Consider the following 22,841-nt stretch of genomic DNA (forward strand, 5'->3'; position numbering starts at 1 on the left):
CTGATACAAGAACCAGATGACAATGGACAATACAAGGATGCGAGAGATGACTGAACGCCCAGAAACAACATCCGCTACACCATCTAGCGAAGCGCCTGAAAGTGGCATCACTCCGGGCGATAAAGCCGCTTTTCGCGACGTACTGTCGAAAGATCATGCGCGCCGCGGCAAGCCGCCCGTGCATTTAACTGATATGGATGAGCAGACGCGTATTGCGCGCGCTCAGGAGCTCGGCTTGCCAAAATTCCGTGTCAAGCAGCTCGCGAATCATTATTTTGGCCGTTTAGAAACAGAACCGGAAGCGTTCACTGACCTGCCGGCCGCACGCCGAGAAGACATCGTCTCGGCGTTCTTCCCAACGCTTATTGAGCAGACTGCGCAGCAAGTTGCGGATCAGGGTACGACTATCAAAACGCTGTGGCGTCTGTTCGATGGCTCTCATATTGAATCGGTGCTTATGCGTTATCCAAACCGCACAACCCTGTGTATTTCCTCGCAGGTTGGTTGTGGCATGGGCTGCCCGTTCTGTGCAACCGGAAAACTTGGTTTGACACGTAACATGTCTACCGGTGAAATTCTTGAACAGGTGCGTGCTGCAGCTCGCATGACCCGTGATGGTGAGATTGCAGGCGGCCCAGGCCGGTTGAGCAATATCGTGTTTATGGGTATGGGCGAACCAATGGGCAACTATAAGTCTGTGCTCTCTGCCGTGCGGCAAATTAGTGCAATGCCACCAGAAGGTTTTGGTATTTCAGCTCGCAATATCACGGTGTCAACGGTTGGCGTGGTTCCTGGTATTAGAAAGCTTGCGGCTGAAGGTATTCCAGTACGGTTGGCTGTTTCTTTGCATGCGCCGAGCGACGAATTACGTGATGAGCTCGTTCCAATGAATCGTCGTTTCAACACCACGCAAGTGCTTGATGCTGCGCACGATTACTTCCTGGCTTCTAAGCGTCGTGTCAGCATTGAATACGCGCTGATGCGTGGTATTAACGATCAAGCTGAGCATGCGCGCCTGCTGGCGAAGCGACTCAATCATTATGGTGATGATTGGGCGCATGTGAATCCAATTCCGCTCAACCCGATCGAAGGTTCGCGTTGGACCGCGTCTAAACCAGAAGATGAGCAGCGTTTTCTTGACATTCTGCATGCGGCGGGCATTACTGCCACATTGCGCGATACGCGCGGCTCTGACATTGATGGCGCATGCGGTCAGCTTGCTGCAAAAACGCGTGAATCGTTCCGTCAAGCTTCATAAGGGTGTGTGCAACAGGCGCACGATGCCATCGTGATTCCATGTACCGGAATAAGCCTGATCAAGCGTAACGTGCAGCCGCTACCCTTAAGAGGCGAAAGTTACAAGCAATAGACGTACAGTCACTAACCGAGCGTGAGGGGAGCATCATGTCGCTGGCAGTCCGAGTCATTCCTTGTTTGGACGTCGACGCAGGGCGCGTGGTGAAAGGCGTGCATTTTGAGAATCTGCGTGACGCCGGCGACCCGGTCGAACTGGCGGGCGAGTACTTCCGACAGGGCGCTGATGAGCTCACGTTCTTGGATGTCACAGCCTCCAGCTCGCACCGTCAAACAATGATTGATGTCGTCAGCCGCACAGCCGAACAGGTGTTCATCCCCATGACTGTTGGCGGTGGCGTGCGCACGCCGGAAGATGTTGATTCGCTGCTGCGCTGCGGCGCTGACAAAGTAGGCGTGAACACTGCGGCGATTAACGATCCGACGCTGATTAGTCGTGTTGCTGAACGTTTCGGCAATCAGGTGCTGGTGTTGTCGGTTGATGCCCGTCGCGAGCGTGGCGAACAACATACGCAATCCGGTTTCGAAGTCACTACTATGGGCGGCCGCAAGTCGACTGGTATTGATGCAATTTGGTGGGCGAAACGCGCTGAAGAACTTGGCGCTGGTGAAATCCTGTTGAATTCAATGGATGCTGATGGCACGCAGGAAGGCTTCGACCTTGACATGATTCGTGCTGTGCGCCGCGAAGTGAAGATTCCGATTATCGCTTCTGGCGGTGCTGGCAAAGCATCAGACTTTCCGCCGGCTATTGCGGCTGGTGCTGACGCTGTACTTGCAGCATCAATCTTCCATTACGGTAAGGTCACTATCGGTGAAGTAAAGCAGGCGCTGAAGGCAGCCGGCTACACGGTACGACTGTAACTCACCGGTAACTGCAGAAGAACTGCGCAATCAAAGCAATCACAAGCAAAGAGGATCCACAAGGATATGGCAAACGAGGCAACGGATACGTACGATAATGCTGTTGAACTTGATCCGCGTATTGCGGCAAGGTTGAAGCGTGACGCTCAAGGTTTAGTTGCTGCGGTTATTCAGCAGTATGACACTCACGAAGTGCTCATGGTCGGTTACATGAATGATGAAGCGTTGCGCCGCACGCTCACGACTGGCCGCGTAACCTTCTGGTCGCGTTCTCGTCAAGAGTATTGGCGTAAAGGCGACACTTCCGGCCACGTGCAATACGTAAAGTCGCTGGCCTTGGACTGTGATGGCGACGCCATTCTTGTAGAAGTTGATCAGGTGGGAGCTGCCTGCCATACGGGTAAACGTTCCTGCTTTGAAGAAGGCGGTCAGCTGCCAGTTGTTGTAGGCAATCGCGAGGCCGATCAGGAGAACGAGTGATGAGTGCTGCGGCGAGTGCGGGCAGCGAAAGCAAGGAGAGCGGTATAACTATGAGCGGTGTGGCAAACGATCAGTCAGACAATGCGATGCAGCAGTCTCGAGCCGATGCGACATGCAGTGTTGAACATCTCAACTGGGGCGGCACTTGGCCTGACCGCGCAGAGTTTCACCGTCTTGCTGACGCTGGTTTCCGCGTGATTCCCATTGTGCGACGTTTACTTGCAGATTCGCTCACACCGGTCGGTTTTTATGAACGTCTTGCTGGCGGGCGTTCTGGCACGTTCATTCTTGAATCTGCAGAATACGGCGGCTCGTGGAGCCGATACAGTTTTATTGGCGTTAATTCTATTGCCCAATTGCGCTCTGATCATGGCAAAGCAAACTGGCTGGGCAAGGTGCCGGTTGGTGTGCCGCGTGAAGGCGATGTTGTTGAGGTTGCACATGCTGCTCTGAAAACGTTGAAGGCGCCGCATGTAAAGGGTTTACCAAATCTGACGAGTGGCTTAGTTGGCTCAGTTGGTTGGGATGCGATTCGTCATTGGGAGCCTACGCTGCGCGGTAGTGCACCTGATGAGACTGGTCAACCAGAACTAGCATTGGCATTGGCTACTGATATTGCCGTGGTTGATCACGTTTCTGGTTCGGTATGGCTGATTGCCAACGCAGTGAACGTTGACGATAAGCCTACGCGCGCTGACGCTGCCTATGATGAGGCGATTAAGCGACTGGCAGACATGCAGCGTAAAGCTGCGACTCCTGTTGAAGGCGAAGCGCGAGTCAGCATGTTGGACACCAGTGTTCAGCAGCCTGAGCTTCGTTTCCGCACGCCGAAGGCTGACTATGAGCGTTGGGTGGAAGAAACGAAGCGTCACATTGTTGATGGTGACGTGTTCCAAACGGTGATTTCGCAGCGACTCGATCTTGACTCGCCAGCTGACCCGTTTGATGTATACCGCGTACTGCGAACGCTCAACCCCAGCCCGTACATGTATTTCATGACGTTGACTGACGCTGAAGGCCGCGATTTCAACGTGATCGGCTCAAGCCCGGAAACCCTGATTAAGGTGGACAATGGTCATGCGATGACCTTCCCAATTGCAGGGTCTCGCCCGCGCGGCGCTACTCCTGAAGAGGATGAGCGTCTTGCTAAGGAGCTGCTTGCTGACCCGAAGGAATGCAGCGAGCATATTATGCTCGTTGACTTGTCGCGCAATGATTTGAGCAAGGTGTGCTTGCCGCAAAGCGTGGAAGTCGTCAAGCTGATGGACATCAAGCGTTTTAGCCATATCATGCATATTTGTTCGACAGTGACTGGCACGGTTGATCCGAAGTTGACTGCGTTTGACGTGTTCATGTCAGCGTTCCCAGCAGGTACCTTGTCTGGTGCGCCTAAGCCTCGCGCAGTGGAGATTATCGACGAGCTGGAAGCTGCTGATCGTGGTATTTATGGCGGCACCGTCGGCTATTTCGATTTCTCAGGCAACATGGATATGGCTATTGCGATTCGTACCGCATTCTTGCGCAACCATGAGGCTAGCGTGCAGGCTGGTGCTGGTATTGTGCTTGACTCGGTGCCTGCCACCGAATGGCAAGAGACTCGTAACAAGGCTGAAGCGAGTGTTGAAGCTATTCAAATTGCCGCGCAGCTCAAGAGCCTGTAACCATGTAATACGCAGATGATGTTCTGCGAAGAGTAGCCGTGTGGGTGCATGCCGTTAAAAGGTATGCACCCACACGGCATCTGTGGCTAGTAGGGGAGATCTGTGGCTAGTAGGGGAGTGAGTGACCTCACGCTTGTTTGGGCGGGCATGCGCTTTCACGCACAACTAATTGCGTAGGAAAGATAACGCAACGATCGCCGTCAACATCGCCGCGGGCGTCAAGAATCATGTCTACAGCTTTGCGCGCAATAAGATCAAACGGCTGGTTCACGGTAGTGAGCGCGGGGTAGAGGTACTGCGAGGGATATACGTTATCGAATCCCACTACAGAAAGATCTTCAGGCAGTGTCATCGTACGCTGACGTGCCGCGCGATACACGTTGATTGCAGTAATGTCATTGAATGCAAAGATCGCTGTTGGGCGTTGCTCTTCAGGCAGATCAAGAAGCTCACAAGCGGCCGCATAGCCTTGTTCTGCGGTATAGTCGCCGTGCACAATCAACTGAGGATCGGGTTCAAGACCAGCACGATGCATGGCAGTCATGTAGCCTCCATAGCGGGCTTGCGAGGATTGCGCATCTTCAGGCCCGGTGATTACGCCGATACGCTGGTGACCAAGCGAAATAAGGTATTCAGTAGCGATTAAGCCGCCAGTCCAGTTGTCTATGCCGACGCCAAACGTATCATCTGGCACTTGGCCAACTGGGTCAATAATGACGAATGGAATATTACGCGATCGCAAGAGTGCTTTTTCGCGTTCAGTAACCGTCGAGAGCAACAAAATAACGCCGAGCGGATTACGGTTGAGAATCTCACGGAAGCGTTGCTCACTGCGCGCACCACGACCGCTAACGCTCACGGTAACGCCGAGGGACAGCGTTTGTGCGTAATCGGTGGTTTCTTTGATCATCGCGTCGGTGCCATTGGGAAGTATTTCGGTGAGCACTAGTTCGATGGTTTGCGACACTTTGGTTGATACTAATGGCTTTGAATAGCCAGTTTCGGCCATGATGTGTTCGATGCGTTCTCGAGTGGCTGCGGCTACGCCGTCACGCCCGTTAATCACTTTGGAAACGGTGGCGGCAGATACACCTGCGATACGCGCGATATCACCTACGGAAGGTTTATCAGCGTTGGTGGTAGTGCTCCGTGCCGGGCTGATCATATACGTCTCCGATCGCTCGTGAACAAAGTTGCCTTGTGCGCGGTTTGGCGCGCGCGGCATACCACTTAGTGTATCGCAGTATTTCGTTATCAAAGAAAGAAAATTTCTAAAATAAGAAATAAATATTCGAAAAATCGTGTATGATACAACAAGAAGCCAACATGCAAAGGAGCTGTTTTATGAGCACAATCACCGCTGTTACCACGTACGACTTGCGATTCCCCACATCCAGCACACTGTCTGGCTCGGACGCGATGAACAAAGATCCTGACTATTCCGCTGCGTACGTTGCTGTTTCCACCGATGCCGACGATGGCCTGGTTGGTAACGGCTTCGTATTCACCATCGGTCGCGGTAACGACGTGGTTGTTGCTGCCATTGACTCACTGTCCCACACGCTGGTAGGCCGCAACGTTGAAAACTTGCTTGATGATATGCGCGCCGCATGGGACATGTTCGTTCACGATTCACAGCTGCGTTGGCTTGGTCCTGAAAAAGGTGTTGAACACATGGCGATCGGCGCTGTCCTCTCTGCCCTGTGGGATTTGAAAGCCAAGCGCGCTGGCATGCCATTGTGGCAACTGCTCGCTCACATGGAGCCTGAAGAACTGGTCTCTACGCTCGACTTCCGTTACCTGACCGATGTGCTTACGCCCGATGAGGCGATCGACATGCTGCGCCGCGGTAAAAACGGCCTCGAGACCCGCGAAGCTGAACTACTCAAGCTCGGCTACCCAGGATATTCAACCGCAGCTGGCTGGCTTGGCTACTCAGATGACAAGATGATCGCCATTGCCAAGGAAGAAACCCAGGTCAAAGGCTTCAAGCAAATCAAGCTGAAGGTTGGCCAGAACTTGGATGATGATCTGCGTCGTTTGGCTTTGGCTCGCGAGGCTATTGGTGACGATGTACGTCTCGCTGTGGATGCTAATCAGGTGTGGGATGTGCCGCAGGCCATCGAGTGGATTAACCACTTCCACGATTTCGATCTCGAATGGGTTGAGGAGCCCACATGCCCAGATGATGTGCTCGGTCACGCAGCTATTCAGAAGGCTATCGACCCGATCGCGGTTGCTACCGGTGAGCAAATGCAAAACCGCATTATGTTCAAGCAGTATCTGCAAGCAGGCTCCTTCAAGGTCATGCAGATTGACGCCACCCGCGTCGCCGGTCCGCAAGAGATCGTACTCGAATACCTGTTAGCTAATAAGTTCGGCGTACGCGTATGCCCTCACGCAGGCGGTGTTGGCCTGTGCGAAGCCGTGTGCCATTTCGCAATGTTCGACTATCTCGCGGTATCTGGAACATGGGATGATCGCGTTATCGAATACGTCGATAATCAGCACGAATATTTCGTCAACCCCACGCGTATCGTCAACGGCCGCTACCAAGCGCCTCTTGCACCAGGATCCGGTGTTGACATGAAGCTCGAAGAAGCTCGCAAATACTTGTACCGCGGCTGAACACCAGCATCAATAGCCCCAAAAATATCGGCGTAAAGGAATCATTATGGATTTACATTTACAAGGCAAGGTCATTATCGTCACCGGCGGTTTCAAAGGCATCGGCAAAGCAATCGCCTTGCACTTAGCACAAGAAGGCGCAATCCCAGTCGTCATCAACCGTTCCGACAATGCACTCGACGAGTTCAAGCAAGCCATCGGTCAGATTACCGACAACTATCGCACCTATCTGCTTGATCTCAACGACACGGACCAGATCGCTCCACTCGTTGAAGAAGTTGCCCGCGATTACGGCCACATTGACGGCATTGTTAACAATGCTGGCCGCAACGATAACCTCGATCTTGACTCCACCACATGGCGTCAATTCGAAGAATCGCTGCACGGTAACCTCACGCACTACTATGAGCTTGCCCACTGCTGCGTGAATCATTTGCGCCGTTCCAAGGGTTCGATCGTCAACATCTCTTCGAAAACCGCGCTCACTGGTCAAGGCAAAACCAGCGCATATGCAGCTGCTAAGGGCGCAATCCTAGGGCTCACACGCGAATGGGCTGCGGCACTCGCCCCCGACGGCGTGCGTGTGAACGCCGTGGTTGTCTCCGAAGCGTGGACACCCCTGTACGCCAAGTGGATCACCACGTTTGGCGACGAGGCAGCACAGCAGGCACAGCTCGACAAGATCTGTTCCAAAATTCCGCTCGGCCACCGCATGACCAGCGTGGATGAGATCGCCGACGCCGTAGCGTTCCTACTGTCTGACCGCTCTTCGCACACCACAGGCCAGTGGGAGTTCGTAGACGGCGGATACGTGCATCTCGATCGCGCATTAGCATAAAACCACAGCCTGTTGGCGACGTGCAGATATCAAGGAGGACATCATGAGCGCGCACGACAGTGGAACATTGGACATTATTGACGCCCACTTCCACATTTGGAATCCGGCCGTCCAACGCCTTCCATGGCTTGATAATGCTGACCCAGCATTACGCCGCCATTGGAGCTTGGATATGTTCAAAGCGGCGTACGCGCCGTTCGCTCCCGATGGCGTGCGTTTGCTCGGCGGTGTCTACGTAGAAGTGGATTGCGATGATCCTGAACAAGAAGATCGCTTCATCGCTTCAAACCATGATCCGCTGATTCTCGCTCGCGTAATGCGCGCTTGTACCAAGCCATGGATGCGCGTGCCGCTGTTTGCAGATGGTGTGCGCGATCCACTGCATATCCCATCATCGCAACCTGGACGCTGTATGGATGATGAGTTTATCGGCGGCTTGCGCATGCTTGGCGCAGCAGGCTTACCGTTCGACGTATGCGCTCGCATCAATGAGCTCGATGATGTTGCGGCCGCACACGAGCAGGCGCCAGATACCACGATGGTGATCGATCACATGGGCAATGTGACGCCAACAGATTTTACTGAACAGTACCGGGAATCAATGCGACGTTTGGCTGCACAACCAAACACGTACATTAAGGTTTCCGGATATCCGACCGCTGATCGTGCTTTTGTGCGCGACCTGCTTGCCTTCTCGCGTGAGACGTTTGCTGGTCGGCGCATGTACGCGTCAAACTGGCCAGTTGTTGGCACGTACTCCAGTTTCGAAGAACATCTTCGCATGCTCATCGATGAAGAAGGCCATGACGAAAGTCTGTTCCGTGACACCGCAGCGCAGGTCTACCACATCGACATGGCGAACGCTACCAGCATTGCGAGCTTGGCAGACGGCGCAAACCAAACCATTGACAACACTACAATCATTGCAAACACTGCAAAGGAGACCACATGGGAGCCCAGTTTGAAGGCGTGTTTTGCCCTTCTATCACGATAGCCAAAGCGGACGGTTCGCTTGACGAACAGTTATGGGGGCGTCACCTTGATCATCTCATCGAAGCGGGCATTAACGGCGTGCTGCTATTCGGCAGTATCGGCGAATTCTACGCGTACACGCTCGAATGGAAAATCAAGGCCGTTGACTTCGCTATCCGCCACGTTGCTGGCCGTACCAAAGTACTGGTTGGTGTGGGCGGAACCAACATGGATGAAGTGATTGCCTTCGCGCGTCACGCTGAGCAAGCCGGCGCTGACGGGCTTGTTGTGGTGTCTCCATACTATTTCGGTCCCTCTGACGCGGCAGCGGAACGCTATTTCGGACGCGTTGCAGATGCGGTATCCATGCCAGTATTGCTCTACAACTTCCCGGCTCGCACCGGCAGCGATCTGAACCCTGCACTAGTCGCTTCGCTTGCTGCAAAGCATGCGAACATCGTCGGCATCAAGGATACGGTTGACACGATCAGCCACACGCGCAAAGTGATCGCCGCAGTGCGTAAAGTCAACCCTGATTTCAGTGTGCTCTCCGGATTTGATGAATACTATGTGCCTAATCGCATTGCTGGCGGTAACGGTGTGCTATGCGGTTTGACCAATGTAGAGCCGGAAACGTTCGCGGCCATGCATCGCGCTTGGCAAAACGGTGATGAGGCAACAGCCATTATGCATGCACGTCGCATTTCCACACTCATGGCCGTCTATGATCAAGCAGACTTGTTCATTGGTGCAATCAAAGAAGCAGTCCGTATACAAGGGTTGCCTATTGACGTCACTATTCGCGAGCCACATGTTGCACTCACTGACGAGCAGCGGGCAGCTATCGCAGATCTGCTCGCCTCATAGAAGCATGATTGTGTCAAGCCGCGGCGCCAATCACCATGTGCGCCGCGGCTTCACACGGTTTCATATGACGCAGAGGGTACAAACGCAAAGAAACAAAGGAGTGACTGTATGCTGTTGGGAATCCCGCCAATTATCTCGCCCGAATTACTCAAAACACTGTGCGAAATGGGGCATGGTGATCGACTCGTTATCGCAGATGGGAACTTTCCTGTTGAGTCAGTCGGACGTGACGCTGTAGTAATTCGCTGCGATGGGCATGGCGTTCCAGAATTGCTGGAAGCAATCTTGCAGCTCATGCCGTTAGACACGTACGTTGACAAGCCAGTTACGCTTATGGAAGTTGTACCCGGCGACCCAGTTGAAACGCCGATCTGGGATGACTATACGCGCATTATCGCTGAGCATGACAATCGCGCACAGCAGGCAATCGGCACGGTTGAGCGATTCGCATTCTATAAGCAGGCAACAAGCGCATATGCAATTATTGCGACATCAGAACGCGCACAATATGCGAACATTATGTTGCAAAAAGGTGTGGTACTGCAATAGTGGCGTGTACGCCGTATTGCGCTTTCGGATAGTGCGTATAGATAGTGCGTATAGAGAAAAGAGACATCAATGAGGATGACATCATGCAAGCCTGCTGAACACTGGGTCGAAGGCATGCCACTGGGCAACGGTAGGCTTGGCGCGATGTGGTACGGCCGCATCGGGCATAGCGTGCTTGCTATCAATGAGGACACATTATGGTCGGGATACCCCAAGGACGTGCCCTCACACCTCGATCCCGCAACGATTCGAAAGGCTGCCCAACTCGCTACCCAAGGCCAATATGTCGAAGCGGATCGACTCATTGGCGAACGCACGTGGAAAGACGCAGACGTGCAAATGCCTGAACCGTTTGGCAACCTGCATGTTGACTATCTGGACGCTGACGACTGGCATATCGACGCGCTGACGAATACGGCAGCAACTCACGAGTCAGCGCAGCCGTATTGGCGCGAACTAAATCTGGCTTCAGCGCTCGCGTGCGAGCACATTCAGCCAAGCGCGCATCCTGCCATTGATATTGACGCATTCTGTAGTGCGCCCGACGACATGCTCGTCTACCATGCTGTTTCTACGGAACTGTTCTCGTGCACAGTCACGTTCAGTGGCGGTTTCATTACCGATACGCGCACAATCATCGAGCCTAATACGACCGCGAACAACACGGCTTGCGCGCGCATCAACGTTCTCGGACAGTGCCCAGGACGTAATATTGCAACGCTCGCCGATATGGGCGAGCACCCATGGGAGCCAGAAAGCCAAGCAGTTGGCATGGGATATGCAGGCATTGCGATGATCAACGTAACGGCTGCGTCTGCTACACCGGCGCTTGAAGCAACGCAGAACGGACTCATCTGCCACGATGTTACTGAGGTAACGATTCGTTTGGTTGTTGCCACTGGGTTTACTGGCAGCGACCAAGAACCTGAACGCGATAGCGAACAGGTGCTGCATACGCTGTTCGATCGTAGTCGTGCGGCTTTGAGCGTGCGCCCTGATATGCGCGTGCTGCGTGAACGTCATAGTGCTGACTATCGGCAGTATTGTGACCGCGTAACAGTGCACATAGGGGAGAGTAGTAGCGCAGATTCGACGATTGATGTCGCGGCAGCGATGGACGCTGTGGCTGAGGCTGTACAAGATAGGGTTGCTTCAGATGCACGCAGTGTTGATGCCGCTGCTGTCAATGCGCATATGGCTGCGCTGTGCGAGACATTGTTTGATTTCGGGCGGTATTTGTTAATTTCTAGCTCTCGGCCAGGCAATCAGCCGGCACACCTGCAAGGATTATGGTCGGATGAGAAAATCCCGCCGTGGTGTGGCGACTACACCGTGAACATTAACACGGAAATGAACTATTGGATGACTGGCCCATGCGCATTGCATGAGCTTATCGAACCATTGGCGCGCATGAATCGTGAACTGCTCAATACTGGCGCTCAAGCAGCGCGCAATGTGTTCGGAGCGCCCGGTAGCGCAGTCTTTCATAACACTGACTTGTGGCGTAAAGCTACGCCGGCAAACGGTGACCCCATGTGGGCGTTCTGGCCGTTCGGCCAAGCGTGGATGTGCCGTAACTTGTTCGACGACTACCTGTTTTACCCAGATGACACTGATTATCTAGCGTCGATTTGGCCCATATTGCGCGAATCTGCACGATTCTGCCTTTCACAATTAACGCAAACGGAATATGGGTTGGCGATCGTGCCGGCTACCTCGCCAGAAAACCAGTTTGTTATCGACGGGGTACAGGCTTCTGTTGCTCGATGTACTGAAGATACGCTGGCGATTGTACGCAACTTGTTCGCCGACGTGCTCGAAGCAGCACAACATTTAGACGCCGATACGGTTCAAGCTGACATTGACCTGATTGAAGACGTTCGCCATGCGCTGCCACGGATTGTGCCTATGCGTATTGCGCCCAACGGCACCGTTCTTGAATGGGATGCACCACTTGAAGAAGCCGATCCGAAGCACCGGCATTTGTCACACTTGTATGAGCTGCATCCGGGCACTGGTTTAGGCGATGCAGCATTGCGCGATGATCATACAGGTGACAGCACTGTTCTCAGTGCGGCGCACGCTGCTGGCCCGGATGTACGCGCGTTGCGTCATGCTGCTTACGCAACCATGATTCGTCGCGGAGCTGACGGTTCTGGGTGGAGCATTGTATGGCGCATGCTGATGTGGGCAAGACTCGGTGACGGGGAGCGCGCGCTTGACGCAATCCGGCACCTATTGAGGCATGTTCCTGCCGGCGCAGAAGCCGCCGTGCGTGGCGGAGGACTGTATGCTTCCGGACTGTGCGCGCACCCGCCTTTCCAAATTGATGGCAATCTTGGGTTCAGTGCTGCATGTGCGGAAATGCTCGTGCAAAGTCATGGGGGAGTAGTGCGGTTGCTTCCAGCATTGCCGGGCGAGTGGCCGGTTGGCTCAGCGTATGGGCTTAAAGCTCGAGGCGGCATTACTGTTGAAGAACTGCATTGGCGCGATGGCGTTGTGACATGCCGCTTGTCCGGGCCTGCGGACCTGCCTATCCGCGTTGCGGTTGGCGGTCATGCGCCTCATGACTCTGTATTGTCGGATGGTGAACTCACGCTGAAAGAAACACTGTAACTGCACTGTAGATAGCGCGTGTAATCGGGGCCTGACCGTTGTGGTCGGGCCCCGATTTGCGTTCTATGCGCATTGATGGCGTGTGACGCAGTGCGTGAACGTCAACGCGAAACGCCTCAAAACACGCCATTATGAGCGATGCGCATATTGTAATCCGGCCTTACATAAGGTCTTCGTGAGGTATCACGACACTTTTTTGTACGCCAACTTTACAATAATGAAAAACTACGTTAACATGAAGATTGTTCGCCGATTAACGGCAATGATAAGTTAACAAAGTAGTTAATCTTAATGAAATCAACGACGATATAGTTAACTTACCTTATAAAAAACGACAAAGGAGAGTCGACATGAACAAGGTATCTATGGCCAAGGTAGCGATCTCGGCCGTTGCCGCCTGCGCGATGGTCGTCCCGCTGGCTGCCTGCGGAAGCAGCAGCGCGGGTGGCGACGCTGACGGTAAGGTTACGCTGAAGTTCGCCGCCTTCGAAGGTGGCTACGGCGCACAGATGTACAAGGATGTCGTCGCTGCATATGAGAAGCTCAACCCGGATGTCAAGATCGAACTGACGACCTCCAAGAAGATCGCGGACGAGATCACCCCAGGCATGAAGGCTGGCAACTACCCCGACATCGTTGAGCTGGGCCAGGGCACCGAGTCCGGCCTGACCGAGACCATGCTGAAGGATAAGGCTCTCGAGGATGTTACCGACGTGCTCGACATGACCGTGCCGGGCGAGTCCAAGACTGTCAAGGACAAGCTCGTCGACGGCATCATCGGCCTGTACACCAACCCGTACGGCGATGATCAGACCTATCTGATGCCGATGTACTACTCGCCGTCTGGCCTGGTCTACAACAAGACCCTGCTCGAGCAGAACGGCTGGGAAGTGCCGACCACGTGGGACGAGTTCTTCAAGCTCGGCGATGAGGCTAAGGCCAAGGGCATCTCCCTGTTCACCTACCCGACCGCCGGCTACTTCGACGCCTTCTTCAACGCTCTGCTGGCCGATATCGGTGGCGACGACTTCTACACCGATGTGATGACCTACAAGAAGGACGTGTGGAAGTCCAAGGATGCAACCGAGGCTCTGACCCTCGTGCAGAAGCTGGTCACCGAGTACCTCAACCCTGACACCGTTGGTTACGCCAACAGCCAGGACTTCACCAAGAACCAGCAGTCCGTGCTGGACGGCAAGTCCCTGTTCATGCCGAACGGCACTTGGATCGTCAACGAAATGAAGGATGCTCCGCGCACCGATGGCTTCGAGTGGGGCTTCGCTCCGGTTCCGACCACCACTGAAGGCGGCACCCGTTACATCAACACCACGATCGAAGGCGTGTGGATCCCGAAGAAGGCTAAGCACATCGAGGAAGCCAAGAAGTTCATGGCCTTCCTGTACTCCGATACCGCTGCTGACATCTTCAACAAGACCGGTGCTGTCCAGCCGATCAAGGGTATGACCGACAAGGTTGACGACACGATGAAGGTCTTCTACGACGCCTACAACCAGGACGGCGTGAAGGCTGTCGCTGGCTCCTTCTCCACCACTGCTTCCGTCGAAGGCAAGAACATCAAGGACGACCTGTACACCGCAGTCGACTCGGTGGCCTCCGGCAAGAAGAGCCTGGCCGATTGGCAGAAGGCCCTGAACGATACCAGCAACGCGCTCAACGAGGCTTCCTCCAAGTAAGGTAGCTCGCACCCGCAAAGGTTCGTAGCAGTATTTCACCAAGGCCGCCATGTGGTTCCGGTTCCCCGGAAGCGGCGCATGGCGGCCTTTGTCATGTCCAATCAATCACCATCTCATCTGGGAGAATATCGATGTCGAAGTCGACTCGCGCCAGTGGTCAGAAGGCGAAAAGGACCGTACTCGACCGCAAGAGGTCGCGATTCGGAATCCTGTGCGCACTGCCCACCGCTATTCTGTTCATCATCTTCATGGTCATTCCGACCGTCAACGTGTTCCGTATGTCGTTCTTCAAGTGGAGCGGCTTCTCCGACGACCAGACTTTCGTTGGATTCGACAACTTCAAGATTCTGGCCACGGACATGAACTTCGTCCACGCCTTCCAGAACACGGTCCTTCTGCTTGTGGTCGTCACTTCGATCACCATGCCAATCGCTATCATCTTCGCCGCCATCCTCACCCAGGACAAGATCATTGGATCTGGCTTCCTGCGCTTCGTGATGTACGTGCCCTCCATTCTTTCCGCCGTCGTCATCGCCGCCATTTTCTCCGCGATCTACGATCAGAACGACGGTCTGCTCAACGGCACACTCGGCTTCCTTGGCCTTGGCGCTTTGAAGCGCGTATGGCTTGGCGACCAGAAGATCGTGATCTACTCCATCGCCTTCGCCATGGTGTGGCAGTCCTTCGGTTACTACATGGTCATGTACATGTCTTCTATGGCCGGTGTTGATAAGAGCCTGTACGAGGCCAGCCAAATCGACGGCGCCGGCAAAGTGCGTCAGCTGTTCTCGATCACCATTCCGATGATCTGGCAGAACATCCGCACCACGCTCACCTTCTTCATCATCAGCTCCGTGAACCTAAGCTTCGTGCTCGTAACTGCTATGACCAACGGTGGTCCCGATGGTGCATCACAGACACTGCTGGGCTACATGTACGAGCAGGCGTACACCAATTCAACGTACGGCTACGGTATGGCCATCGGCGTGATCATCTTCCTGTTCAGCTTCTTGCTGTCCTTGCTCGTCAGCCAGGTCACCAAGCGTGACATTATCCAGCAGCTGTAGGAGGCAACCGACAATGACTTCAGCAAACGTTGCGGGCGGCACCAAGTCGTCCAAGTTCTTCAAGCCTGCGAAGGCACGCGGTTCCGAAAATGCGTGGACTGTTGGCCGCGCAGTCGGCCAGATCGTACTCGTGCTGTGCGCGCTGACGATCTTCGTGCCTGTCGTGTGGGTGTTCTTCGCCTCCTTCAAAGACAAGAGCGAGTTCTATGGCAATCCGTGGACCCTGCCGCAGGGCCTGCACTGGCAGAACTATCTCGACGCGTTTAAAGACGCAAACCTCGGCCAGTACTTCGGCACCTCCGTGTTTGTCACCGCGCTGGCCATGGTGCTCGCACTGGTGGTAGCACTGCCGTGCTCCTATGTGATGGCCCGCTTCGACTTCCCCGGCAAGAGGATTTTGAAGCTCGCCATTCAGGGCGGCCTGTTCATCAACGTGAACTACATCGTCGTGCCGATCTTCCTCATGCTCGTGGATGCTGACAAGCTGCTGTACGAGATCTTCCCCAACGGCTTCTTCGTCAACAGCCCGGTCATGCTGGCAGTCGTGTACGCCGCGACCTCGCTGCCATTCACGATCTTCCTGCTGCAAGACTTCTTCGCTTCGATTCCTAAGGACTTCGAAGAAGCAGCGCTCATCGACGGTGCTTCCCAGTTCACGATCATGGTGCGCATCTTCTTCCCGATGGCCATGCCTGCCATCTCCATGTCGATGCTGTTTAACTTCCTGAGCTACTGGAACGACTACATCATCTCCATGACCTTGCTCACCGGCAAGGACCGTACCATCCAGGTCGGCCTGCTCAACCTGATGCAGACCCAGAAGGCTGCTACCAACTACGGCCGTCTGTACGCCGGCATGGTGATCGTCATGGTGCCTGTCCTGATCTTCTACGCCATCGTGCAGAAGAAGCTGCTGCAAACCTCGACTATGGGAGGCCTGAAATGAGTGATAAAACTCGCCGCGGCCTGATCGCCGCACTCAAGATTGTGCTGTATGTCGTATTCGTCATTATCACGATCATCGGAGCCAGAACCACATCGTGGGCCAGCCTCGGGTTTGAATGCATCGGACTGGCAGGCGTAGTCCTCATGCTGTGGATCTACAACCGCTCGCAAAAGTAATTGCGCGTGTGCAGTGGTCGGTCGGAGAGAACCGCGACTATCTGGCCGCCCGCTGCACGCATGAACGCCGATACGTACAACTCGCACAAGGCACGAAAGAGACAACCATGAATGAGGATTATCTCGCCAACATCCGCCCCGCCAGGCGCCAACTCGACTGGCAGCGCATGGAAATGTATGCGTTCACCCACTTCGGTATGAACACCATGACCGACCGTGAATGGGGACTTGGCCACGAAGATCCAGCACTGTTCAATCCGCAACAATTCAATGCAGATCAGTGGATGGATGCGCTCAAAGCCGCTGGTATGACTGGCGTGATCCTCACCTGCAAGCATCATGACGGATTCTGCCTGTGGCCATCGCGTTACACCACGCACTCCGTAGCCTTCAGCCCATGGAAAGACGGCAAAGGCGATGTTGTACGCGAAGTATCTGATGCAGCTCGCCGTCATGGACTGAAATTCGGCGTATACCTCTCACCATGGGATCGCACCGAAGCCACATATGGCAGCGGCAAAGACTACGACGACTTCTACGTGAACCAGCTCATCGAACTGCTCACTCATTATGGGCCAATCTTCTGCGTGTGGCTTGACGGCGCATGCGGTGAAGGGCCCAATGGCAAGAAGCAGCAGTACGACTGGCAGCGTTACTACAACGTCGTGCGCGCACTGCAACCTGAAGCTGTTATCTGCGTATCCGGCCCTGACGTGCGCTGGTGTGGTAATGAAGCAGGGCACACTCGCGAAAACGAGTGGAGTGTGGTACCAGAACGACTGCGCTCTGCTGAATTGACAGCCGCCAAGTCGCAACAAGCTGACGACGGTGAATTCTCCCGACTCGTACGTTCCGATGAGGAAGATCTCGGCAGCCGCAGAGCACTCGCACACTATGATGGGCCGCTCGCATGGTACCCGTCAGAAGTGAACACATCCACTCGCCCCGGCTGGTTCTACCACGCCAACGAAGATGCACAAGTGCGCAGCCCGCAAGAACTGTTTGATATTTGGGCATCCTCGGTCGGCGGCAACGCTACCTTCCTGCTCAATGTGCCACCCACTGCGCAAGGTTTGATCGCCGACGCTGACGTGCAGGCACTCGCAGGTCTTGGCAAGCTCATCGCTGACTTTACATCGCGCATGATCACCGACGGGGTAACTGTTGGTCTGTCAAGCAATCCGCGCGGTATTGACCCTTCAGCATTGTTGAGCACGGCAGCCGGTAGCGACTACTGGATGCCAGATGGCGAAGACCCGGATCCGACCGTCACGCTCGACTTTGCAACTGCGCGACGTATTAACGCAGTGGTATTGCGAGAGCAGATCGAAGTTGGTCAACGCATTGACGTTGTCGAAGTACGATCTGGTCGTCCTGCTGAAAGCCGACTGCTTGCCACCAAGGAATCAGTTGGTTATCAGCGAATTATTCGCTTTGCACCAGTGGTTACCGATCATCTGGAAATACGCGTACCAGCATTCCGTATTAGTCCTACTCTTGCGGCGGCTATCGCCGTCGAAGCAGACTAATCAGCACACACAACAAGCGCGACTTGTTGCACACAGGCAAACGACCATATTCGAACGAACACGGAGGTAGAAGATGCAGAAAGATATGCAAAGCAATCTGTTTGACGCATCCGCGGGCGGGCGAATTGGCGTGTTGCCGAACAATGTGTTAGCAAAAGTAAACTCGTCAGCTATTCGCGCAGCGAACCGTGCACTCGTATTGCGCGCACTCTTTCCACGTGAGACAAAATCGCGTGCAGAAATCGCTCGCGAAACTGGGCTCACGCGCGTCACTACCTCCGAAGTAGTAGCAACGCTTATCGAAGACGGACTCGTGCTGGAAACCGGTGTACGCGATAGTGGCAATCGCGGTAAGAAAGGCATTTCGCTACGCATCGACCCGGATAGTCGGCACATGGTTGTCATCGACCTGTCGCAGCCGGATGCCATCGTCGGCGCAGTCACTAACCTCATCGGCCAGGTTGTCTACCGCAAAGAGGAGCCATTCCGCTTCGACAAGAGTCTGGAAACAGACACTGTTGTCAACATGATCGAAATGCTTGTTGACGCAGCCACCTCACCAGTACTTGCCGTTGGTATCGCCTCGCCTGGTGTTGTCTCTGATTCCGGCGTAGTGATTCGCTCAACGTCACTTGGCTGGTCGAACGTTGATATTGCGCACATTGTGCGTCAACGTTTCCCCGTGCACGTGTATGTACACAATGATGCCAACGGTGCGGCGCTTGCTGAAGAACAATTTGGCGGTGGCGGCTCTGACCTGATTGTCATTCACGTTGCTCGCGGCCTTGGCGCTGGCGTTATGGTGAACAACCAACTGGTGCACGGTTCGAATTACAGCGGTGGCGAAATTGGCCATGTGGTGATTCGCCCTGATGGTAAAACCTGCCGATGCGGCAAACGCGGATGTTTGGAAACATGCGTGTCATCATCAGTGATTGACCAGTGCATGGCTGAAGATCCCGCGCGGCGGCGTGACATCTTGCACGAGGCTGGCGTCATGATGGGCAACGCGTTAAGCATGCCCGTCGGTATGCTCGACATTCCCAGAGTCGTGTTCTACGGGCCATCAAGCATTGTTAATGACACATTCATCGGTGCTGTTGGCGCGACGATTAACGACGCTGTAGTCACTGGATTTCGTACCAAAGTTAACGTCTCCATCTCGCGACTCGGCGATGACATCGTCGTCAAGGGGGAGACCGCCGCTATTTTGCGCAACGAACTCGGCATATAAACTTTCCGATCCGTCAGGGTCTGATTTGTCACAGAAATGAAAGGAACAAGGAACAACATGACAACCTCCGGTCGTTTCACGATTCCCAGCGAAGAGAACTTCGCTGAGAAGACCAAGGAGCTCGCCGAGCTGTGGGGAGCCGACGCGATCCGCAACTCCGACGGCACGCACCTCGATGACGCCGTGCTCGCCCTCGGCAAGAAGGTCTACAGCGCCTACTTCCCGACCCGCGCACACAATGAGTGGATTACTCTGCACATGGATGAGACCCCGCAGGTCTACCTGCTGACCCGTCGCATCCTCGCCGAAGACGAATCCGTTGACATTCCGCTCATGGACGGCTTCTTCGAAGAACAGCTCACGCCCAACCGCGATGCTGACCCGCACCGCTACTGGGAAGTCGTTGATCGCACCACTGGCGAGGTTGTGCCCGCCGACCAGTGGACGCTCGACGCTGACGAGCCGACCGTGCACGTGAACGGCGTCACGCCGATGCACGAATACACCGCCTCGTTCCTCGCGTACATCATTTGGGATCCGGTGGAAATGTACAACCACCTGACCAATGATTGGGGTGACAAGGAACACGAGATTCCATTCGACATTTACCATCCAGCCACCCGCAAGTTCGTGTTTGACACGTTCGAAAAGTGGCTTAAGGACAACCCGACCACCGACGTTGTGCGCTTCACCACGTTCTTCTACCAGTTCACGCTGCTGTTCGACCCGAAGCACCGCGAGAAGATCGTCGACTGGTTCGGCTGCTCCTGCACCGTTTCGCCAGCCGCTCTCGACGACTTCGAGAAGGAGTACGGTTACCGCCTGCGCCCGGAGGACTTCGTGGACGAAGGCTGCTACAACTCCGCATGGCGCGTGCCGCGTAAGGCTCAGCGCGACTGGATTGACTTCCTGTCCGGTTTCGTTCGCAAGAACGTCAAGCAGCTCGCTGCTATGTCGCACGCTGCCGGCAAGGAAGCCATGATGTTCCTTGGCGATCAGTGGATTGGTACCGAGCCATACAAGGACGGTTTCGGTGACCTTGGCTTGGATGCAGTCGTCGGCTCCATCGGCGACGGTACTACCACGCGTATGATCGCCGACATCAAGGGAGTCAAGTACACCGAAGGCCGTTTCCTTCCATACTTCTTCCCCGACACGTTCTACGAGGGTAACGATCCGAGCATTGAAGCATGGGATAACTGGCGCAAGGCTCGCCGTGCAATCCTGCGCTCTCCAATCGCCCGCATGGGCTACGGCGGGTACCTCTCGCTGGCTGCCAAGTTCCCGAAGTTCGTGGATGCGGTCGAACACATTGCTGATGAGTTCCGCGACATGCACGACAAGACCGAAGGCAAGCCAGCCGAAGGCGAGCTCAACGTTGCGATCCTGAACTCGTGGGGCAAGATGCGCTCGTGGATGGCGTACACGGTTGCACACGCACTGCCCAACAAGCAGACCTACTCGTACTACGGCATTCTCGAAGCGCTCTCTGGTATGCGCGTCAACGTGCGCTTCATCAGCTTCGACGACGTACTCGAGCACGGCGTAGACAGTGACCTTGACGTGATCATCACCGGCGGCCCCGTGAACACGGCCTACTCGGGTGGTGACGTGTGGACGAGCAACCCGAAGCTTGCTGAAACACTGCGCGCTTGGGTGCGCAAGGGTGGCGCTCTCGTCGGCGTTGGCGAACCTAGCTCTCAGTGGGGCCAGGGTCGCTTCTTCCAGCTCGCGGACATCTTCGGTGTCGATGAGGAACGCTTCCAGACCCTGTCGGTCGACAAGTACTTCCCGCCGGTTACCCCAGACCACTTCATTACCGCAGACGTACACGTTGACCCAGCTGCACGCGAAGCATGGCAGGAAGCCGGCTATCGCGCGCCGCTATCCGGTTGCGGTGGCGGCCAGGGCAAGGCTCCGCTCGGCGGTATCGACTTTGGCGAAGCGATTGCCAACACGTTCCCCGTCAGCGAAGACGTGACCCTGCTGCGCGCCGACAACGGTCAGGTACAGCTCGCCGTGAACGAATATGGCAAGGGCCGTGGCGTATACGTTTCTGGCCTGCCATACTCGGCTGCTAATGCACGACTGCTCGAACGCATGCTGTTCTGGGCCAGCCACAACGAGGATAAGTATGCAGCCTACAGCTCCACCAACCCGGAGTGCGAGGTTGCAGTATTCCCTGAAACTGGCTGGTATTGCGTAGTCAACAACACTGCGCAACCGCAGTCTACCGATGTGACGCTGCCAAGCGGCACAGTCGAGCATTTTGATCTCGACCAGAGCGCAATCGCCTGGCGCAGGATCTAACCCATATTCGATGGGGCTGGCCGCCCTCCTTCCGTCGGCCAGCCCCATCCACTCATTCCTTTTTTTCAGAAGGCACTTCCCATGGCATCCCACACCACATCGCATAATCCGGATGAGTTGACCGCCGGTCACTGCGGATTGAGAATCGGCATCGACATCGGAGGCACGAAAATCGAGGCTGTGCTCGTCGCCCCTGACGGCACCATCGTAGCCACCGATCGCATCCCCGCACGCCGGGGTAACGACCAGGTCGTCGAAGACGTGGTTTCTATCGCACGCAGCGTTGCTGGCGAACACTTCGAATCCGTACTGTCAGTGGGCATTGGCATCCCCGGCCAAGTTGATTGCGCAACGGGCCGCATTGCTCACGTGGTAAACCTCGATATTGACACTCTTGAACTTGGCGCTCTAGCAGGCAAACAGCTTGGTTTGCCGGTGCATGTAGAAAACGATGTGAATGCGGCAGCAGTCGGCGCCGCCCATGTGCTGGCTGGCACCGACATGTCAGGCACTATCGTCTTTTTGAATTTCGGTACAGGACTTGCAGCAGGCATTGTCGACAATGGCACGCTTCTCCACGGGTACAGTGGCGCTATCGGAGAGATTGGTCATGTGCCGGTTGATCCTAACCAATTTGAATGCCCATGCGGACAGCGCGGCTGCCTAGAAACCGTGTGCTCTGGTGCATCCGTTGGCAGACTATGGCCTAAGGCCAATCCACCAATGCCCGGTCTGATTACTGCCGCCCACTTGGGAGACATGGAAGCCCAACGCGTACTAGCAATGGTTACGCATGCCATCGTGGACACTGTACAAATGGTTGCCCAAGCGTACGATCCAAAGCTGATCATCTTCGGTGGTGGCATGGCTAAAACTGGTCAACCATTGATTGATGTCACGCTTGAAGAACTAGCACGGCGCGAAGCACACTGCCCATTCCTAAAAGGACTGCATCTTGCCGACCGCCTACGTCTAGCTCCAGCTGCAGAACCGTTGGGCGCACTTGGCGCAGCATGGGCGGCTGCAAGCATCTGAACTGCCGACGATGCGCTGAGCATACATGACGGCTTGCGCTACAGATAACGACAACGTATAC

Annotated in this window: 19 protein-coding genes; 18 read left to right on the plus strand and 1 reads right to left on the minus strand. The window is 55.0% G+C overall.

The window, feature by feature from the left end; genetic code table 11:
* Window positions 1-46 precede the first annotated feature (46 nt).
* From rlmN to trpE, 4 genes are all read left to right on the plus strand, one after another.
* Window positions 47-1,258 (plus strand): dual-specificity RNA methyltransferase RlmN, encoded by a 1,212-nt coding sequence (gene rlmN / locus D2E25_RS06430; protein WP_125980974.1) that lies wholly within the window; start codon window positions 47-49, stop codon window positions 1,256-1,258.
* A gap of 146 nt (window positions 1,259-1,404) precedes the next feature.
* Entirely contained in the window at window positions 1,405-2,178 is a 774-nt protein-coding gene (gene hisF, locus D2E25_RS06435) for an imidazole glycerol phosphate synthase subunit HisF (protein ID WP_125980976.1), read from the plus strand.
* Between the two features lie 66 nt (window positions 2,179-2,244).
* Complete coding sequence (gene hisI / locus D2E25_RS06440) at window positions 2,245-2,658, plus strand: phosphoribosyl-AMP cyclohydrolase (protein WP_125980978.1); 414 nt, start codon at window positions 2,245-2,247, stop codon at window positions 2,656-2,658.
* Between the two features lie 86 nt (window positions 2,659-2,744).
* The gene (gene trpE / locus D2E25_RS06445) at window positions 2,745-4,319 is read left to right on the plus strand and encodes an anthranilate synthase component I (protein ID WP_125981097.1); all 1,575 of its coding nucleotides are present in this window, start codon (window positions 2,745-2,747) and stop codon (window positions 4,317-4,319) included.
* Between the two features lie 127 nt (window positions 4,320-4,446).
* Here trpE and D2E25_RS06450 read toward each other — a convergent pair whose 3' ends face one another.
* The gene (locus D2E25_RS06450; RefSeq protein WP_125981099.1) at window positions 4,447-5,484 is read right to left on the minus strand and encodes a LacI family DNA-binding transcriptional regulator; all 1,038 of its coding nucleotides are present in this window, start codon (window positions 5,482-5,484) and stop codon (window positions 4,447-4,449) included.
* A 179-nt stretch (window positions 5,485-5,663) separates the two neighbouring features.
* Between D2E25_RS06450 and D2E25_RS06455 the strand changes: the two genes are divergently transcribed.
* From D2E25_RS06455 to D2E25_RS06520, 14 genes are all read left to right on the plus strand, one after another.
* Window positions 5,664-6,947, plus strand: coding sequence for an enolase C-terminal domain-like protein (locus tag D2E25_RS06455; RefSeq protein ID WP_125980980.1), 1,284 nt, complete (start codon window positions 5,664-5,666; stop codon window positions 6,945-6,947).
* A 46-nt stretch (window positions 6,948-6,993) separates the two neighbouring features.
* A complete protein-coding gene (locus D2E25_RS06460) occupies window positions 6,994-7,785 on the plus strand; it encodes an L-fucose dehydrogenase (protein WP_125980982.1) in 792 nt (263 codons plus the stop codon).
* Between the two features lie 43 nt (window positions 7,786-7,828).
* The gene (locus tag D2E25_RS06465; RefSeq protein ID WP_125980984.1) at window positions 7,829-8,779 is read left to right on the plus strand and encodes an amidohydrolase family protein; all 951 of its coding nucleotides are present in this window, start codon (window positions 7,829-7,831) and stop codon (window positions 8,777-8,779) included.
* Entirely contained in the window at window positions 8,734-9,624 is an 891-nt protein-coding gene (locus D2E25_RS06470; RefSeq protein WP_125980986.1) for a dihydrodipicolinate synthase family protein, read from the plus strand. Before D2E25_RS06465 ends, D2E25_RS06470 begins: the two co-directional genes overlap by 46 nt.
* A 108-nt stretch (window positions 9,625-9,732) precedes the next feature.
* On the plus strand, window positions 9,733-10,173 hold the full coding sequence (locus D2E25_RS06475) for an RbsD/FucU family protein (protein ID WP_125980988.1): 441 nt from the start codon (window positions 9,733-9,735) through the stop codon (window positions 10,171-10,173).
* A 69-nt stretch (window positions 10,174-10,242) separates the two neighbouring features.
* A complete protein-coding gene (locus D2E25_RS06480; protein ID WP_125980990.1) occupies window positions 10,243-12,789 on the plus strand; it encodes a glycosyl hydrolase family 95 catalytic domain-containing protein in 2,547 nt (848 codons plus the stop codon).
* A 350-nt stretch (window positions 12,790-13,139) separates the two neighbouring features.
* The gene (locus tag D2E25_RS06485) at window positions 13,140-14,483 is read left to right on the plus strand and encodes a carbohydrate ABC transporter substrate-binding protein (RefSeq protein WP_125980992.1); all 1,344 of its coding nucleotides are present in this window, start codon (window positions 13,140-13,142) and stop codon (window positions 14,481-14,483) included.
* Between the two features lie 131 nt (window positions 14,484-14,614).
* Window positions 14,615-15,550: a carbohydrate ABC transporter permease gene (locus tag D2E25_RS06490; RefSeq protein ID WP_125980994.1), complete on the plus strand. Its 936-nt coding sequence runs from the start codon at window positions 14,615-14,617 to the stop codon at window positions 15,548-15,550.
* 13 nt (window positions 15,551-15,563) lie between these two features.
* On the plus strand, window positions 15,564-16,496 hold the full coding sequence (locus D2E25_RS06495) for a carbohydrate ABC transporter permease (RefSeq protein ID WP_125980996.1): 933 nt from the start codon (window positions 15,564-15,566) through the stop codon (window positions 16,494-16,496).
* Window positions 16,493-16,672 (plus strand): DUF6903 family protein, encoded by a 180-nt coding sequence (locus D2E25_RS06500; RefSeq protein ID WP_125980998.1) that lies wholly within the window; start codon window positions 16,493-16,495, stop codon window positions 16,670-16,672. Before D2E25_RS06495 ends, D2E25_RS06500 begins: the two co-directional genes overlap by 4 nt.
* Window positions 16,673-16,779: 107 nt before the next feature.
* Complete coding sequence (locus tag D2E25_RS06505) at window positions 16,780-18,201, plus strand: alpha-L-fucosidase (RefSeq protein ID WP_125981101.1); 1,422 nt, start codon at window positions 16,780-16,782, stop codon at window positions 18,199-18,201.
* Window positions 18,202-18,274: 73 nt separating this feature from the next.
* Window positions 18,275-19,435, plus strand: a complete 1,161-nt coding sequence (locus D2E25_RS06510) for an ROK family transcriptional regulator (RefSeq protein ID WP_125981000.1) — start codon at window positions 18,275-18,277, stop codon at window positions 19,433-19,435.
* 57 nt (window positions 19,436-19,492) lie between these two features.
* Entirely contained in the window at window positions 19,493-21,745 is a 2,253-nt protein-coding gene (gnpA, locus tag D2E25_RS06515) for a 1,3-beta-galactosyl-N-acetylhexosamine phosphorylase (protein WP_125981002.1), read from the plus strand.
* 81 nt (window positions 21,746-21,826) lie between these two features.
* Window positions 21,827-22,780, plus strand: coding sequence for an ROK family protein (locus D2E25_RS06520; protein WP_125981004.1), 954 nt, complete (start codon window positions 21,827-21,829; stop codon window positions 22,778-22,780).
* Window positions 22,781-22,841 lie beyond the last annotated feature (61 nt).

The sequence above is a fragment of the Bifidobacterium goeldii genome (genome assembly GCF_003951095.1).
GTDB lineage: Bacteria > Actinomycetota > Actinomycetes > Actinomycetales > Bifidobacteriaceae > Bifidobacterium > Bifidobacterium goeldii.